The following is a 14,984-nucleotide window of genomic DNA, read 5'->3' on the forward strand; positions in this document are numbered from 1 at the left end:
TATGTATCTTGTCTGGAAAAGACTGAACTATGTCTGGCTCCAGACTAGCCTTGGTCAGCTGGTCTCTCTCAGCGGGGGCCCTTTGTCCCCCTGCCATTCTGGCAGTGGGGAGTCGGGAAACGTCGCTAAAGGAGTGGACGTATTTCGTTAGCCGGCCATCTGCATCAACCGCCAGAGGGATGAATCCAGGGCTGTCCCAATTGACACACGCTTGTTTCCCATCGCCGCTTTGGCAGAGATTACCGAAATCAGCTTTGGAACACGTCCCGGAATTACTTCCAGAACCGGCGCGCCGGAAGCTCCAAAATCAACCCGGCAAGACATAACCAATGTCGATTTCTGCTTTGCCAGCACCTGACAGCTCCGCTCCAGATTTGGCCGGGTCGCATGGGTGTAATTGTAGGACAGAACCCCAACTGAATCCCCGCGATCAGCTTTCCAGGACATCGCCAGCGGCTGGATCTCATTGCTGCTGATCGGTTTTGACAACCGCAGCACGGCGATATCGCTGCCGATCTGTGATTTACCCGGGCGCCGGAATTCATAGCCAGGGTGCAAAACCGCCTTGGCCACGCTGCGGGCAGCTTTTGAACGCCGCCCCATCAGGCCGGCTTCGAACTTGATCGTTTTAGGATCAACTGCGCGTCCCGTTGCCGGATCAAACAGGCAATGCGCTGCAGTCAAAACCAGATTTGGCGCAATCAAGGATCCGGTACACATGCTGCGTCCGGAAATATTCAGGCGACCAACCGCTTCCCACCCAGGTAACGATTTGACGCCGAACTGCGGATCACCCGCCCTCGCGCCGCCCGGCATACTTGCTACGAAGCATGCCGCAACTAATGCGAATAGTCGTTTCATTTTCCACTCCAATTTCCCACATCGACATCGTTGTTCAGTCGTGCGGCTGGAATGGGGCCCAATCTTGCTCGTGGTGGACGAAAAAATGGACAAAGTAAGGCGTAGTTAACAATTCCCTAACCCCCCGGTTATTGGTGCCAGAGAATGGCAATAAAGTAGGGTAAAAGGCCACCTGATCTTAACACTTTCCCGAAATCTTTAAGCAAATACCTGTAAAAACATGAACTTTTTCGACCAGTGGCTGCCCCCAAAATGGGTTTTGAGCGCAAGAGTTCGGTAAGGAATACTGTGAAGGTCGCAGGAATCACCCCAAATGTGACCAGAATCAGTCCCACAGCCAGGGCCGTTTTCCCCCTCACTGCTTTCAAACCTCTTAACCCGGTCGCACCGCGTTAAGAAGTGACGCCGCAGAATTTGCGACCTCCCGCCGGCTCGGATTGGAAAGTCTTCGCATCAATCTATCGTGCACTTGCGCCCAGACAAAATGCTCCACCAAAGATCGCCACTGGCCAAACGTTTCTCGCGGCCCGATGGGTTCCGCTCGTCGCGAGGGGCATAAGTGTTGATCCCAGCACCTGCCAAGACGATCAACCGGATTGCCGCGGATCACAACGTGGACGCAGAGCGTAGTGAAGGCTTTAGGGAGAACATAGCAACCACAAAATCTCCGCAAACATGGAGATGAGTTAAGTTCAGCGAAATCATTCCTGGGTTGAAATGCCTGTTCTGTCTGACGTCAGCGCCTATGGGTCCAAATAGGGTGATTTGCTAAGAGAGAGTTTGTTGCTCATCGTAGCCACCGAGGAGTGGACGATGAGAAAGACAATGAAGAGCCCTGGCGAGAAGATCGTCAAAGACATCAAGCGCGCCGACCACTGCCCGGCAGCACATGCGTAGCATGTGTGAGAGGGGCGTAAGCACTATTCATCGGAAGAGAAGATCAGGATCGTCCTTGATGGCTTGCGCGGCGAGGATAGCATTGCTGAGCTGTGCCGTCGTGAAGGCATATCTCAGGGCATCTACTACAAATGGTCCAAGGACTTCATGGAAGCCGGTAAGCGCCGTCTTGCTGGCGACACAGCACGTGCTGCGAACACTGATGAGGTCAAAGCACTGCGTCGCCAGGCAAAGGATCTCAAGGAAGTGGTGGCGGAACAGACGCTTGAACTCCGCCTTCTCAAAAAAAGCATGACAGGCGATGGGGGCGACCACGAATGAGGTACCCCGCATCTGAGAAGTTGGAGATCATACGGCTGGTCGAAGAAAGTCATCTGTCTGCACGCCTGACGCTGGCCAAGCTCGGCATTCCGCGCACCACGTTCTATCGTTGGTACGACCGGTACCTTCAGCGCGGTGAGGCCGGATTGCAGGATCAATCTCCCAAGCCAAAACACGTCTGGAACCAGGTGCTCGACGAGGTGAAGCGCAAGGTTGTCGACTTCGCCTTGCAGGAGACGGAACTGTCACCGCGCGAGTTGGCGGTGACCTTCACTGATCAGGAGCGTTATTTTGTCTCGGAATCCACGGTGTACCGGACACTGAAGGCCCATGATCTGATCACCAGTCCTGCGTTCATCGTGCTTAAGGCGGCGAACGAGTTCAAAGACAAAACAACTGCGATCAACCAGCTTTGGCAAACAGACTTCACCTACATCAAGGTATTGGGCTGACATCATCGCCAAATGCATCCTTCAACCAGGCGATGGACCGCTCTTCAAAATCCGAGATCCGTTGATTGTGCTCGACGCCTTCGCCGAAGACAGCCGCGGGGTCAGCATCGAACCACTCTTTGTTGGCCGTCAAGATCACCTCGCGCATCGGCCCGTGCCGCGTTGGCCGCCAGGGATTACGCGGGCCTTCCGCAAACCGTTTCTGGATGTCTTTCTTTCGTTTGCGCTGTTCCAGGGCTTCCAGTTCCGCCGCAAAATTCAGCGCCTTCATTTCTGCGATCTCTGCCAAGGCATCGGCAGCCCAGTCCTCATCTCCGATCAGCAAGCGATTGGGCGCGGGCGGATCTTCAAGAATGTGACCGGTATCGCCGCCGACCCGCTTGCGGTGTTTTTCATAGCCTGCGAGGTGTTCAGGCCCGATGCCCTCAAAGCGCAGGACAACCGGGTAGCGCGTTTCAAAGTGTGAACCATCCATTTTGTCATCTCCTTGATGGTGGAGACGAAAAAATGGTTATGCAGTTTGCGGGACCATAATTTGGACGTGTCGAAGATTGCAGGCGAAAGAAATCTCTTCAGAATTGGACTGGCATGGGCCGATCAAACGCAGGTGAATTCGGGCGGATAGCCGCCGTTCGCTGAGCTTGGCGCGAACGGCAACTTCCTGTGTTAGCTGGCGTCCTTGAACTCGGCGTATTCGCCACGGACTTGAACAGTTACGGTGACAACGGAGCCATCGCGATTGCGCCAGAACCAGCCATGCTCTCCGTCGAAATCAGCTACGATCTGACCTTCATCGCCTGTCGATCCGCGACCCTTTTCATAGGTCACCGAATTTCCACCGCCGTGGCCGTGCAGGTCGAAATTCACCCGACCGCCATCGACCAGCATCCGGTATTCCACCGTTTGACCCTCTTCCATGACCAGCTTCCACTCGGCACTGTCACCAGGTGCCAGCGTGAAGGTGGTTTCGTCGCGCCAGATTTCAGCTTCCTGCGCGTGTGCCGCGCCGACAAAGAGGCCGAAGATGTCGTTCATCAGGCTCGACTCTTCCTGCCCCTCAAGCTCCAACAGCCTGTCTGCTTCGGCCTCTTCCGCAAGCTGGGTCTTGATCTCGCCCATTTCGGTCAGGCCGATCACGCCACCAATCCCCGTCGGGTCGATGTTGTATTCTGCGGGAAGCACGACGGTCACAAGGATCGCAACCGCGCTGACAGCCGCAATGGCGGTGGAACGGATGAGCTGCGCAGAGCTTGGCAACTCATCAAGGCTTGGTTTTTCTGCGTTTAACACTTTGGTCTCCTAAGGTCTCAGGTGGCTATGAAGTAGCCGGTGATTTGCAAACCCATGAGGATGAACCCCATGGACATCATGACGACGTTGGCAGTGTAAGCTTGGCTGAAAAACTTCGGGGATTTCCGCCAATAGCCCATGACGATCAGGATGACGGCAAGCGCCATCAGCTGGCCCAGTTCGACGCCGACATTGAACGCCAGAAGATTGGCCAATAGCCCGTCCGAGGCGATCTCGTAGTCGAGGATCTTGGTGGCAAGGCCCGTGCCATGGAAAAAACCGAAGATCAGCGTTGCAACCTTGGTGTTGGGTTGAACACCGAACCAGCGCTGATAAGCACCCAGATTGTCGAGTGCCTTGTAGACGACTGAAAGGCCGATAATGGCATCTACAATATACGCGTTGATGCCCCAGCCGAACCAGACACCGGCAAGCATCGTGGACGAGTGACCAAACGCGAAAATGCTGACATAGATACCCACGTCCTTCATCCGGTAAAGAAAGAAGACAACGCCGAGCAGGAACAGGATGTGGTCATATCCGGTCACCATGTGTTTGGCACCGAGGTACATGAAGGGGATGATGTTCACTCCCCAGATTTCCTGGATGTAGCCTGCGTCGCCTTCGGTGACATTATGGGCAAGCGCATGGCCCGCACTCAGAAAGAGTGCCGATAGCGTGATTAAGAACAGGATCACGACCCGGCGCATGCCGGGATCGGTCCAGTCCAGATGGACTTTATTCATGGATTGAACTCCGTATGTGTGTTGTTGATCGCGAAATGCACACCAATGGCGTGCAGTCGATCAAGCGCGCGGAGGTCGTTCGATCAGATATACCTGTAGCGGATCAGAGGTGTCTGAACCCAGTCGCCACGCAGTTCGGTAGATATCGAGTAGCTGCGGCGACAGATCAGGGCGCGGCACGACGGCCTGACTGTGATCGTGATCGACGCTGTCGTGGCTGTGTCCGTGCATTGCCCAGGCGAGGTCTTCTTCCAGACCATGCGAATGCCCGTGCTCGGCAATCATTTCCGCGTGATCCTGAAACACATCGAGGATGGCGGGCGTATGAGAGGTCGTTGGCACCACCGACCAGACTGTCACGGCCGCACAGAGCATCATTGCCAATACGGCCTTTCTGATTGTCCGTAAGGTTGTCATTGCTCTGGCTGCCCGTTCTTCTCTTTCACGACTTCGTCTTGCCTTATCCCCCTGGGGAGGATAAGAGCCTCTTATGTCAAAACCCCATATCCATGCAAGTCATCCCGCCCTTATCGCTCGGCTGAAACGCGCTGATGGCCACTTGCGCGCTGTGATCGCGATGATCGAGGACGGTAAGCCTTGCCTTCAGATCGCCCAGCAGATGCAGGCTGTCGAAAAGGCAATAACGAACGCCAAACGGGCATTGATCCACGACCATATGGATCATTGCCTGGATGCCGAAGACCCCGCAACAGATCTCGCTGAGCTGCGAACGATCGCCCGATATCTCTGAGGTCCTCCAGTTCGACATCCCTTCCGACCGCACCTACCGCCATCTGTTTCTGGCGCAGGTCATGGCTCTTCTGGGAACCGGTCTTGCGACTGTTGCACTCGGCTTGCTTGCATTCGATCTTGCCGGCGAAGGTGCTGCGATGGTGCTTGGCACGGTCTTCACCATCAAAATTGTGGCCTATGTGGCCATCGCGCCCGTTGCGGGGGCGTTCGCCGACCGATTGCCGCGCCGCGCGTTTCTGGTGTCACTCGATCTGGTGCGTGCTGGTGTGGCACTGGCACTGCCTTTTGTAACCGAGGTCTGGCAGGTCTATATCTTGATCATCCTGCTGCAATCCGCCTCTGCCGCCTTCACACCGGCCTTTCAAGCGACGATCCCGGACGTTCTGCCGGAAGAGGCGCGTTACACCCGTGCATTGTCACTGTCGCGATTGGCCTATGATCTGGAGAACATCGTTAGTCCAACCCTTGCCGCACTTTTACTCGCGGTGATGTCCTACAATTCGCTTTTCCTCGGAACGGTTGTTGGGTTTACTGCCTCGGCTTTTCTAGTTGTATCAGTGCTATTGCCCAGCCCCAAGGCCTCCGAGCCGCGTGGTATCTATGACCGGACGACACGTGGTATCCGCATCTACCTTGCCACGCCCCGTCTTCGCGGGCTTCTGGCGCTGAGGCGATAGTTGAAAAAGGAGACACGCACACCGGAGTGGATTTTACGAACACACTGGCTATGCCGGTTGACTTGCGTTAACGCCCGCCAATGTCAACTTTCACTTCAAAAGCAATGCTTACGTTCACTCGCTGCGAAAGTCCGCGATCCGCCCTTCCTTCCTCGCTTTCCCAAATTTGACGAGAGGGATGCCCTCTCGCCGCTCTCCCTGTTTTTTTGCCTCCCGTTTTGCTGCGCGTTTTTTGTGACGCGCAGCAAAACGGGAGGCCTTTTAGGTTTCCAAAGCTGGTGTCGATTTTCAATCACATCAATGGAGACCCCAGATGTATTACTCCCCCCAATCCTTTGTGCCGGACTTCGACTGGAAAGACCTTGTCGAGCGCGGTGAAGCTTCACGCGCTTGAGCTTCGTGGTAAGCTATTGGAGATGCTGAACGTAACAAAGCCCGCCTTGGGGGCGGGCTTGGATATTAGCGAGAGTTCGCTGAAGTTGGTTGCGGGAGCTCGCTTTAAGCGCGGCTTGCCGGATCCGGAATTTCCTCTTACGCCAGCGCAAGCAGCGCTGGTTGCGGGGGCCCGCCGTAAGCGCTCCTTGTTGCACGCAGCATGGGATTTATCAGCGGTTCAGCGGCCCAAAACAGAGATCGACTATGATGCTCTGCTGGGGCTGCCGTCGCTGACGTTCCCCTAATGGGCGGCAATGGATCAGGCACAGAACACAAAACCAAAACGCATTCCTCCATTGTCCATCCGCCTTACGAAAGAGGAACGTGCGCTGCTGGAACAGCGAGCGGGCAGCCTGTCTTTGGCTGGTTACATCAAGTCGGTCGTCTTTGCCGACAATGCCCCGCGCTTCCGTTCGCGCCGCCAGACACAGGAGTTGGATGCAAAGCTTCTGGCAGAGCTGCTGGCCCATCTCGGTGCCTCCCGCGTGGCCAGCAATCTCAATCAGATTGCCAAGCACCTGAATCAGGGAACTCTGGTTATTGATCCCGAATTGGACAGCGACCTGAAGGCCGCCGCGTCAGAGGTGGCCTGGATACGCAGCACCTTATTGCAAGCACTGGGAGCAAAATCATGATCCTCAAAGCTTCCCAGCGTTCTGGCGCTGCCGATCTGGCAGACCATCTGATGAACAGCCGCGACAATGATCATATCGAACTGCTGGAAACACGCGGGTTCATGGCAGAAGATCTGCATGGTGCCCTTACAGAGGCCTATGCGATTTCCAAAGCAACGCGCTGCCGCCAGTATCTGTTCTCTCTCAGCTTGAACCCGCCACAAGATCATGTCGCCAGCGAAGAACAATTCCTGGATGCCGCTAATCGTATCGAAGACCATCTTGACCTCAACGGTCAGCCGCGCGCCATTGTCATCCATGAGAAAGAAGGGCGGCGTCATGCCCATGTTGTGTGGTCGCGGATTGACGGCGAAGAGCTGAAGGCAATCAACCTGCCGCATTTCAAAAACAAGCTGCGGGATATGTCGAAAGAGCTGTTCCTTGATCATGGCTGGGAACTGCCCAAGGGGCTGCAGAGCTACGGCGCAAAGAGCCCGTTGAACTTCACCCTTGCTGAGTGGCAGCAGGCCAAACGCACCGGCATTGATCCCAGAGAGATCAAGCAGCTGTTTCAATCCGCTTGGGAACGATCAGACAGTCAGGTCGGATTCAAGAATGCGCTGGAAGAGCGGGGGTACTTCCTGGCCCAAGGCGACCGGCGCGGCTTTGTGGCGCTGGATGTGGATGGGAATGTCTATTCCGTCCCCAAGTGGGCTGGCCTGAAGACCAAAGAGGTGAAGGCACGGTTTGGTGATCCAGGGTCCCTGCCCTCGGTTGCCGAGACCCGCGCGGAGCTGAACCACAAAGTCACCCAACAGATGCGCGGCTATATTGAGGAGATCAAATCCAACCAGGCACAAGCGCGCGAACCACTGAGTTCAGAACATCATACCATGAAGGCAGAACACCGCAGTGAGCGGCAAAAGCTGAAAGAGGGACAGGCAAAGCGGTGGCGCGAGGAAACAAAGGCCCGGTCCAACAAGCTCAATAAAAGGCTGCGCGGCATCTTCGACCGCCTGACGGGAGCTGCCAAGCTCACCCGCCGCAAGAATGAGCGCGAGGCCTATAAATGCGCCAAACGGGATCAAGCCCAGCGGGACCGGCTGGTGACCGCCCAGATGAAAGAACGCAAGAAGCTGCAAAAACGGATGCAGAAGCTCCGGGAGGATCAAAAAAAGGACCGCCAGATCATGATGCGCAATGTCATCGCCAGCCTGCGCAGGCTCCGCGATCCGGACCAGTTGCAGAGGGATCGTCAGCGCAGGCGCACACGCGGTCTTTCAAGGTGACGGCGGTTTCCCGGTGGTTTTGACAAAATTCCGAAAACTCCTTATACTATTGATATAACGAAAGTAATTTAGATGGAAACGATTGACATCTCCCTTCCCGATCCGATGAAGGCTTGGGTGGAAACACAGGCAGAACAAGGCAGCTATTCAGACACCAGCGACTATGTTCAGCATCTGATCCGCCGAGAACAGAACAGACAGCAAGCCCTGGACAGATTGCAGACCGCTGTCACGGATGGATTACAAAGCGGTGCTGCAACCCCCTTTGACATGGGCGCGTTCAAAACCCGCATGCAGGAGGCCCATGGGGCAGCCTGATCCTCTATCTCTGTATCTCACCCCCAAAGCACAAAGCGATCTTGAAGAGGTCTGGCTTTACAGCGTCAGGACATGGGGGCGCGAACAGGCCGATCTTTACTTGGATACGCTGGAACAGGTGTTCGAGACCTTATGTTACCTACCAGAGCTGGCGCGGGAATATACAGAGATTTCGCCAGCGGTGCGCATGCATCAAACCGGGCAGCACGTCGTGATCTACCAGGCGCAGGCTGACCATCTTGCGGTCATCCGTATCCTAGGTGTGCGGCAAAACTGGCGCGGGGTGATCAGGGCCTTGGACGCTTAGGTACCCTCGCGTGCACCGGAACCACTGCCTCTTTTGCAGCTAGGAATTGATGCACTATTCAACGAAACGTTCATCACAACAACTCTGAGGTTTTGTTAAACAGTGACATTGCGTCATCCTGCTTGAGATGGTTGGCAAGAGTTATAACTTTTCGACCATGGCGGATAGCCACCGAATATCCGCGTTGTGCCAGTGAATCTGAAATCGCCTGCCCTGCGGCAGCACCCATCTGCTTTGATGCGTTACCTAAAACAGCCGCTCCAGCCACTGCAGCCCCGGTCACACCCGATCCACCAACGATTATTGTTCCACTTTCTACATTTGCTGATTGGGTATTTTGTCCCGAACTGTTTTTGACAAAAAGCTCCGAAATATCTGACTTTTTGTACTCTTTGCCATTTGGAAGCCGGACAGCGCTAGACGTAACTTCAAACTCATACTGCTGCTTTCGGTTCGCATCCATGAGGCAAGCAACTATAATGGAGCCGCCGAAAATGAGAAAGAACACCACGCCATTTTGAGCTGCCAGGGCCAATAACGCTCCAATCAGCAGCCCGGCAAAACCAAAGCCGAAAAAGGCTCCACCACCAATTCCAGCCCCGCCCATTTTTAGGCGGGTGACCGAGCCATCTTCACTTGTTTCGATAGAAAACCCATGATCCACAACTTCCGCCAACTTGCTTCTCCCTTGTGCAGTACCTTTGCCATTTTTCGCATTGATATCTGTTGGCTGGACGAGTCATCTATATGGAGAATTCTACATATTGCTTGCACCGAGCAAACTTTTCCTTGCCCGGCGTCAACTCTTCCGTCTTCTACGGATCTACCCCGGATACCCCTAAATACCCGTCGCCTGCCCCGTGAAACGGGCATTTTTCATTCTTAACGTCCCTGACACTTGCAACCCTAAACTAGGAGAGTGTCATGACACGACACACAAAACACGCGGCCCTTTTGGCCGTGATGGTAGCGCTTTGCCTGCCGGTTACTGAAGCTGCGGCCCAGCTGCTGTTCGACAACAACTATGGGGCCTACAACGGCTACAGCACCAAAGACTATGAAAACCAAATGGCCTTCATCCGGATCGTGATGATGGCCGGGTCTACTAGCCTTGGCTTTGCCATCGGATGGTTCTTCTCTCCCCAAGCCAGAGAGTTCCGGCAGATCCTTACTGTTTCTTTGATCGCCATTGCGCTGCTGATTGCCATCGGCTCCAACGACCTGCTTGGCTGGAGCACCACTTGGCTCTTGTCCATCGTCGGCTTCTGCGCAGCCCTTGGGTATTGGTTTGGCCGGGCCGTCAAGGCGCTGGGTGCTGTGCCAACCACGTTCGGCTCCAGCCGCTGGGCTGACATCCAAGACCTTGAAGAACACAATGTCCTGGGCACTGGTGGCATCCGCCTCGGTCACGTCATCAGCGGCAACATCCTGCAGGCCGTCACCTACAAAGGTGACCGTCACTGCCTGACGGTTGCCCCCACCCGCTCAGGCAAAGGCACCACCCAGATCATCCCGAACCTGTTGACCTACAACGGCTCCACCGTGATCATCGATCCAAAGGGGGAAAACGCCAAGATCACCGCAGCCGCCCGCATGGCGATGGGACAGGACGTGCAAATCGTCGATCCCTGGAACATCGCCAATGTCAAAGGCTTTGATGCGGCCTGCTTCAATCCACTGGATTGGCTCAAACCCGGTGACGTGGATATAACGGAGAACGCCATGATCCTGGCTGATGCCCTGGTGGTGAAAGGTCAGAGCAGCGAGGCCTTCTGGGATCAGGAGGCAACCGCCTTCCTGCAAGGGCTGATCCTCTATGTAGCCACCGATCCCGAAGAAGACGGACAGCGCACCCTGACACGGGTACGTGAGCTGACCCTACTGGACGGAGAGGACCAGCAGGCCCTGTTCACCCGGATGCTGAACTCACAGCACCACATCGTCGCCAGCACTGGATCACGCTGCCTGCAGAAAGAAGAAAAGCTGCTCTCCAGCGTAATCACCACCGCGCAGGCCCACACCCACTTCCTGGACAGCGCCCGCATTCAGGAGAACCTGTCCAAGTCTGACTTTCGCTTTGAAGACCTAAAGCGCAAACCGATGACTATCTATCTGGTGCTGCCTGCGGACCGTCTCACCACCTTCGCGCCCTGGCTGCGGCTGCTGATCCAACAATCCCTGACGGTGAATGCCCGCAACATTGAGGAGCGCCCGGAAAAGCCAGTGCTGTTCATCTTGGATGAAATGGCAGCCCTGGGGCGGCTTTCGATGATCGAACAGGCCTATGGGCTGATGGCAGGCTATAGCCTGCAGATCTGGGGTATTGTTCAGGATCTCAACCAGCTGGAGCGGATTTATGGCAAGGGTTGGCAGAGCTTCATCTCCAATACCGGTATGCTGAACTACTTCGGCTCCAGTGACGAGATGACAGCAAAGTACTTCTCAGCGCTCTGCGGGGAGACCACCGTGTGGAATTTGAGTTCCGCCGTATCTCGTGCCCTTGGCACCAGCCATGGGCAGGGCGGCATCACCACCAGTGACAGCACCACCTCAACTGACACCACTGCGGCCTCTCAGCGCAAGTTGGCCTACCCAGATGAGCTGATGCGGATGCACAAGGACAAGCAGCTGGTGTTCATTGAGAACATGCCGCCGTTGATTGCAGAGAAGTCACCCTGGTTTGAGGAAGAGGGCCTCAGAGACAGGGGCGCCAACCTGCATGCCGCCCCGGAAGAGGACAAAGCAGAGGAGGCCGTCACAGAGGTGATCTAAATCGCCAGGCAGGAAGCATCTGCCGCATGACTACAAATGGCGGCCTCAGGGCCGCCATTTTCCTTCACACCACCGGAGATCATCTTGACTGAGCAAAGCCGCAAGCCGTTCAACTTCGCTGCCAAAGACGCACCCCTGCGCGATAAGGACAACGCCCATCCCAGGCTGGAGCCGAAGCTTGCAAAGAAGACACCCGCGCCAAACCTCGCGCCTGGCGGTGCGATGGGTATCCGCCAGGGGTTATCAGGATCAAAACCTTCCGCCCCGGCCAAGCGGTTCTCGCTTGGCAAAACGGGGGACGCAAAGAAGGAGTTCAAATCTGCAGCGCGCAACGCAGCAGACAAAGACCGCTCAAGAGGGCGATAGAAACAGCCGACAAATCCGAATTCAGATTGTCAGATCGTCAATGCTGTTCCCGGCCTGCAAGGCTTCATGAACCCATGCTGGTTTGCGGTCACGTCCGCTCCAGGTTTGGGTTGGGTCTGTTGGGTTGGCATACTTGGCCGGGGCTTTGGCTCCGGCCTCACGGGTTCTACCGCCATGCAGGACACTAGACTTCACACTACCAAGAAAATGTGTTGTGTTGCGAAGTAAGCCGTGCGTCCCTTTGGCGTCTTTTGTGTTTCTCTCGTGCTTTTAGGTGTTGGTTGTCGCTATAGGAAGACTTTCTTAGTCCCCATCCGCCAACCTCGACGTCACTCTTGATCTGTGCGTCAACGAACTCTTGTTCCTTGAATGTCATCTGTGGCTGTTCGCGACGAGAAGTGACCGCGAAAACAACCGCAAAGAAGAGCATCGCAAATGAACCGATCAGTAGTGAAACAACAAATAGAATTGTGTTTTCATAGCCATTTTCTCCCGACCCAAGCATAGCTTTGCTAACAACAAAGCTAAGAAATCCCACTCCAAGCGTCATCCCGATCTTACTTGGTGCAAGCCGCCCCGCCGCACTAGTCGTAGCAAACACCCCAAACAGCAGTCCAAAAGTTGCGTACACAACGATACCAATAAGTGCCATTATCATAGCTGGTATAGCAAAGATTAGTGGGCCCATGTTTGAACCTCCCAGTCTGATGGTTGTAGTCTAATTTTTTCATCGGCGAGACCACTATAAACCGATCTGGCGGGGCGCATTCAACCGACTGCGAAAAAATTTGGCCGTTTTTGATGCTGCGTTGATGACTCGCATCCGATTTTCATTGTCCCAGAAATGCGGAAAATCCATTGGCGTCGTGCGGGCGATTATCGGCAAGGCTGACTTGCACCGAGATTTTGTGCGCTAGCAGGAGCATGAACGCCAAGAAATCGGGGAAGCAGAAAAAACGCATTGCTAAACGTTCCACCCGCCGAGCGCGCGGGCCGAATCGGTGATTAATTGAACATTTCGCTTTCAAGTACGGGTTTATAGAGGAATTCTGTTTCTGGATTGTCAGGAAGACCGGCAATTGTACCTGCGCATGACCCCAAAGACGAGCAAATCAAAATCAAAGTGATCACTCCACCATGTCGAGTTTCTGGGCCCAAATCTACATCGAATTCCCTAGCGATTTTTGCATAGACGACGAGAAAGAAAGCGGCAGCAATCAGGCCGTAGATTAAGCACCCCCATACCAATGTAGTTGAAAAAAACCAAAGCCATCCAGATTGACTTCCCAGATCGTGCTCTACGAAAAGATATCCACCATAGGCAGCTGACAACTGCCAGCCGAACCATCCGACGAATAAGGAAATAATATACCCTATTGAAATAATGGTAAATTTCACCAGCTCAACCTCTGCATCTCGTTGCTTTCTTACAATAGTTTATGACTATGGTATTGAGACCAAGCGTCCAGTTGAGAAGTCACACGACTGATCTGACTTTATCTTTGACAGGTATTCAGGAGCGAGAACAGTATTTCTGTCCCAGTCAAAATGGTAAGCAACTTTGACTCGCCCTGTATGGTACTCTTCGATCACTTCTACGCAGGTTCCCTTTGCTGTTTCGTGGAAAGGCTGGGCGTCCTTCGAGGTTCCATACCATTGAGCAAATCGTGTCGCTTGATTGCTGTTTATGAAGTGAGAGTAAGAGATGTTTGTAGTGGCGTCGCGAGTTTCGCGTTCTGTTGAAGAGAAGAATATCGATGCTATGACTGTTACGAGATTTTCATCTTCCTCGAAGTCTGCTCCTGCCATGCCCGCAAGAGTAAAGTATCCACCCAAAAGAAACATGGAAATCAACAAGACACGGGCAACTACGTTATATAATAAATTGTAGATTATGTAGTCTAGGAAGTTTCTAACTTCTATGACGCCCGCGTGGTTTGTTCTCCTTATTCTTAGAAAGTACTCAACTGACATTCCCCAAGTAGAACGTCCTCCCGCCCACCTTGCCGCTGTTCTGCGCTCCTATCAAGCCTCTTGCACCCATGGTGCCGTTGTTCGGGCATCTGACGCGCGAACTGCGCCCGATTTCCGGTCTCGGGGGCGAGGTTGATCCGGATATTGGTCTGACCGACCCCCGTATGGATAGACCGGTTGAGCCGCTTTTGTTCAGGTTTTATGATTAACGATGTTGTCATTAGGGAACCGGCGGTGCGCGCAGCCGATGTATGGCCGCAAGGATGCGGTTGAACAGATCGCCGCTGACAGCCACCTCGGCCAGTTGGAAGGTGATTGCACGGGCGTGACGCACAACCCTCGCACCAATCTTGATCAATCGCGTCTGCAGGCTTGTCAGTGACCAGTCGGCTATCTCATCAGGTAGATCAGTGCCCTGTAGGAAGGCACCGATATTGTAAGCCAGTGCATGGAGTTGCAGCCGCACCTCGTTCTGCGCCATGCCTTTGCAGGACAAACGGGTCCAGTTGATCGCCTGCTTGCCTTCCTTGATGTATTGCTCGGCGGTGCCGCGTTGGTTGTAGAAGCGGATGATCCAGTCGGGTTCCATCGGCATGTTGGTGACCACGAAGCCCACGCGCGGGAACAACTCGCTGGGATGCCATTCCACCTTGGCGATGACACGACGAGGTTTGTCCCAAGATGCCGCCTGATATTGGAAGTCGCCGTAGATGCGCTTCACGCCTTTTGGCGGACGACCCACAGGGCGCTTGAGCAGATGCGCAATCTTGCCCTGAAGAACGCGATTGGCCCGAAGGCGGATGGCGTAGAAATAGTTTTCCAGTTCCAGAGTTTTGTATAGCTCCGGGATGGCGAACGCAGCATCCCCCCGGAAGAACCGCATCAGGTGACGATCCGCATATCGCGCGATGA

General features: G+C 54.6%; 17 protein-coding genes and 3 pseudogenes. 9 read left to right on the forward strand and 11 right to left on the reverse strand.

The genetic code is table 11. The features are described from left to right. Window positions 1–147 precede the first annotated feature (147 nt). Window positions 148–861 carry a trypsin-like serine peptidase gene (locus PH5382_RS15005; protein WP_082645698.1) on the reverse strand — a complete coding sequence of 238 codons (714 nt, stop codon included), beginning with the start codon at window positions 859–861 and terminating at the stop codon, window positions 148–150. Window positions 862–1,761: 900 nt separating this feature from the next. Between PH5382_RS15005 and PH5382_RS20170 the strand changes: the two are divergent. Next, window positions 1,762–2,528 (forward strand): annotated as a pseudogene (locus tag PH5382_RS20170) (transposase); the annotation flags it as partial. Here PH5382_RS20170 and PH5382_RS15020 read toward each other — a convergent pair. The 4 genes from PH5382_RS15020 to PH5382_RS19800 all read right to left on the reverse strand — a co-directional run bounded on the left by PH5382_RS15020 (window position 2,515) and on the right by PH5382_RS19800 (window position 4,945). Next, window positions 2,515–3,006, reverse strand: coding sequence for a plasmid recombination protein (locus PH5382_RS15020; RefSeq protein ID WP_058335212.1), 492 nt, complete (start codon window positions 3,004–3,006; stop codon window positions 2,515–2,517). The pseudogene PH5382_RS20170 and the gene PH5382_RS15020 overlap by 14 nt on opposite strands. A gap of 191 nt (window positions 3,007–3,197) precedes the next feature. Then, window positions 3,198–3,821, reverse strand: a complete 624-nt coding sequence (locus tag PH5382_RS15025) for a hypothetical protein (RefSeq protein ID WP_058335213.1) — start codon at window positions 3,819–3,821, stop codon at window positions 3,198–3,200. 17 nt (window positions 3,822–3,838) lie between these two features. Then, window positions 3,839–4,567 (reverse strand): HupE/UreJ family protein, encoded by a 729-nt coding sequence (locus PH5382_RS15030; RefSeq protein WP_058335214.1) that lies wholly within the window; start codon window positions 4,565–4,567, stop codon window positions 3,839–3,841. Between the two features lie 60 nt (window positions 4,568–4,627). Next, a complete protein-coding gene (locus tag PH5382_RS19800) occupies window positions 4,628–4,945 on the reverse strand; it encodes a hypothetical protein (RefSeq protein ID WP_231751898.1) in 318 nt (105 codons plus the stop codon). Between the two features lie 112 nt (window positions 4,946–5,057). Between PH5382_RS19800 and PH5382_RS19520 the strand changes: the two genes are divergently transcribed. The 6 genes and pseudogenes from PH5382_RS19520 to PH5382_RS15070 all read left to right on the forward strand — a co-directional run bounded on the left by PH5382_RS19520 (window position 5,058) and on the right by PH5382_RS15070 (window position 8,960). Next, on the forward strand, window positions 5,058–5,318 hold the full coding sequence (locus PH5382_RS19520; protein WP_082645701.1) for a metal-sensing transcriptional repressor: 261 nt from the start codon (window positions 5,058–5,060) through the stop codon (window positions 5,316–5,318). After that, window positions 5,311–5,988, forward strand: a pseudogene (locus tag PH5382_RS15045) (MFS transporter); the annotation flags it as partial. The gene PH5382_RS19520 and the pseudogene PH5382_RS15045, both read left to right, overlap by 8 nt. Window positions 5,989–6,686: 698 nt before the next feature. After that, complete coding sequence (locus PH5382_RS15055; RefSeq protein WP_058335218.1) at window positions 6,687–7,067, forward strand: plasmid mobilization relaxosome protein MobC; 381 nt, start codon at window positions 6,687–6,689, stop codon at window positions 7,065–7,067. Continuing rightward, window positions 7,064–8,335: a relaxase/mobilization nuclease domain-containing protein gene (locus PH5382_RS15060; protein ID WP_058335219.1), complete on the forward strand. Its 1,272-nt coding sequence runs from the start codon at window positions 7,064–7,066 to the stop codon at window positions 8,333–8,335. The genes PH5382_RS15055 and PH5382_RS15060 overlap by 4 nt, the downstream gene beginning before the upstream one ends. 72 nt (window positions 8,336–8,407) lie before the next feature. Beyond that, the gene (locus tag PH5382_RS15065; RefSeq protein WP_058335220.1) at window positions 8,408–8,653 is read left to right on the forward strand and encodes a type II toxin-antitoxin system ParD family antitoxin; all 246 of its coding nucleotides are present in this window, start codon (window positions 8,408–8,410) and stop codon (window positions 8,651–8,653) included. Further along, the gene (locus PH5382_RS15070; RefSeq protein ID WP_058335221.1) at window positions 8,640–8,960 is read left to right on the forward strand and encodes a type II toxin-antitoxin system RelE/ParE family toxin; all 321 of its coding nucleotides are present in this window, start codon (window positions 8,640–8,642) and stop codon (window positions 8,958–8,960) included. The genes PH5382_RS15065 and PH5382_RS15070 overlap by 14 nt, the downstream gene beginning before the upstream one ends. Window positions 8,961–9,033: 73 nt before the next feature. Here the strand turns inward: PH5382_RS15070 and PH5382_RS15075 are convergent, their stop codons facing one another. Continuing rightward, window positions 9,034–9,636 (reverse strand): hypothetical protein, encoded by a 603-nt coding sequence (locus tag PH5382_RS15075; RefSeq protein WP_058335222.1) that lies wholly within the window; start codon window positions 9,634–9,636, stop codon window positions 9,034–9,036. A 248-nt stretch (window positions 9,637–9,884) separates the two neighbouring features. Between PH5382_RS15075 and PH5382_RS15080 the strand changes: the two genes are divergently transcribed. Continuing rightward, a complete protein-coding gene (locus PH5382_RS15080) occupies window positions 9,885–11,732 on the forward strand; it encodes a type IV secretory system conjugative DNA transfer family protein (RefSeq protein ID WP_058335223.1) in 1,848 nt (615 codons plus the stop codon). Window positions 11,733–12,119: 387 nt separating this feature from the next. Here PH5382_RS15080 and PH5382_RS19525 read toward each other — a convergent pair. The 4 genes and pseudogenes from PH5382_RS19525 to PH5382_RS15095 all read right to left on the reverse strand — a co-directional run. Next, a pseudogene (locus tag PH5382_RS19525) lies at window positions 12,120–12,266 on the reverse strand (H-NS family nucleoid-associated regulatory protein); the annotation flags it as partial. Between the two features lie 28 nt (window positions 12,267–12,294). Next, window positions 12,295–12,750, reverse strand: coding sequence for a hypothetical protein (locus tag PH5382_RS15090; protein WP_156414931.1), 456 nt, complete (start codon window positions 12,748–12,750; stop codon window positions 12,295–12,297). A gap of 353 nt (window positions 12,751–13,103) precedes the next feature. Continuing rightward, the gene (locus PH5382_RS19805) at window positions 13,104–13,496 is read right to left on the reverse strand and encodes a hypothetical protein (RefSeq protein ID WP_156414932.1); all 393 of its coding nucleotides are present in this window, start codon (window positions 13,494–13,496) and stop codon (window positions 13,104–13,106) included. 45 nt (window positions 13,497–13,541) lie between these two features. Next, entirely contained in the window at window positions 13,542–14,072 is a 531-nt protein-coding gene (locus tag PH5382_RS15095) for a hypothetical protein (RefSeq protein WP_058335226.1), read from the reverse strand. Between the two features lie 68 nt (window positions 14,073–14,140). Between PH5382_RS15095 and PH5382_RS19810 the strand changes: the two genes are divergently transcribed. Continuing rightward, on the forward strand, window positions 14,141–14,281 hold the full coding sequence (locus PH5382_RS19810; protein ID WP_156414924.1) for a hypothetical protein: 141 nt from the start codon (window positions 14,141–14,143) through the stop codon (window positions 14,279–14,281). 11 nt (window positions 14,282–14,292) lie between these two features. Here PH5382_RS19810 and PH5382_RS15100 read toward each other — a convergent pair. After that, window positions 14,293–14,984, reverse strand: a 692-nt coding sequence (locus PH5382_RS15100) for an IS1380 family transposase (protein ID WP_156414925.1), incomplete at its 5' end; no start/stop codon positions are given.

The organism is Phaeobacter sp. CECT 5382 (genome assembly GCF_001457775.1).
Taxonomy (GTDB): Bacteria; Pseudomonadota; Alphaproteobacteria; order Rhodobacterales; family Rhodobacteraceae; genus Pseudophaeobacter.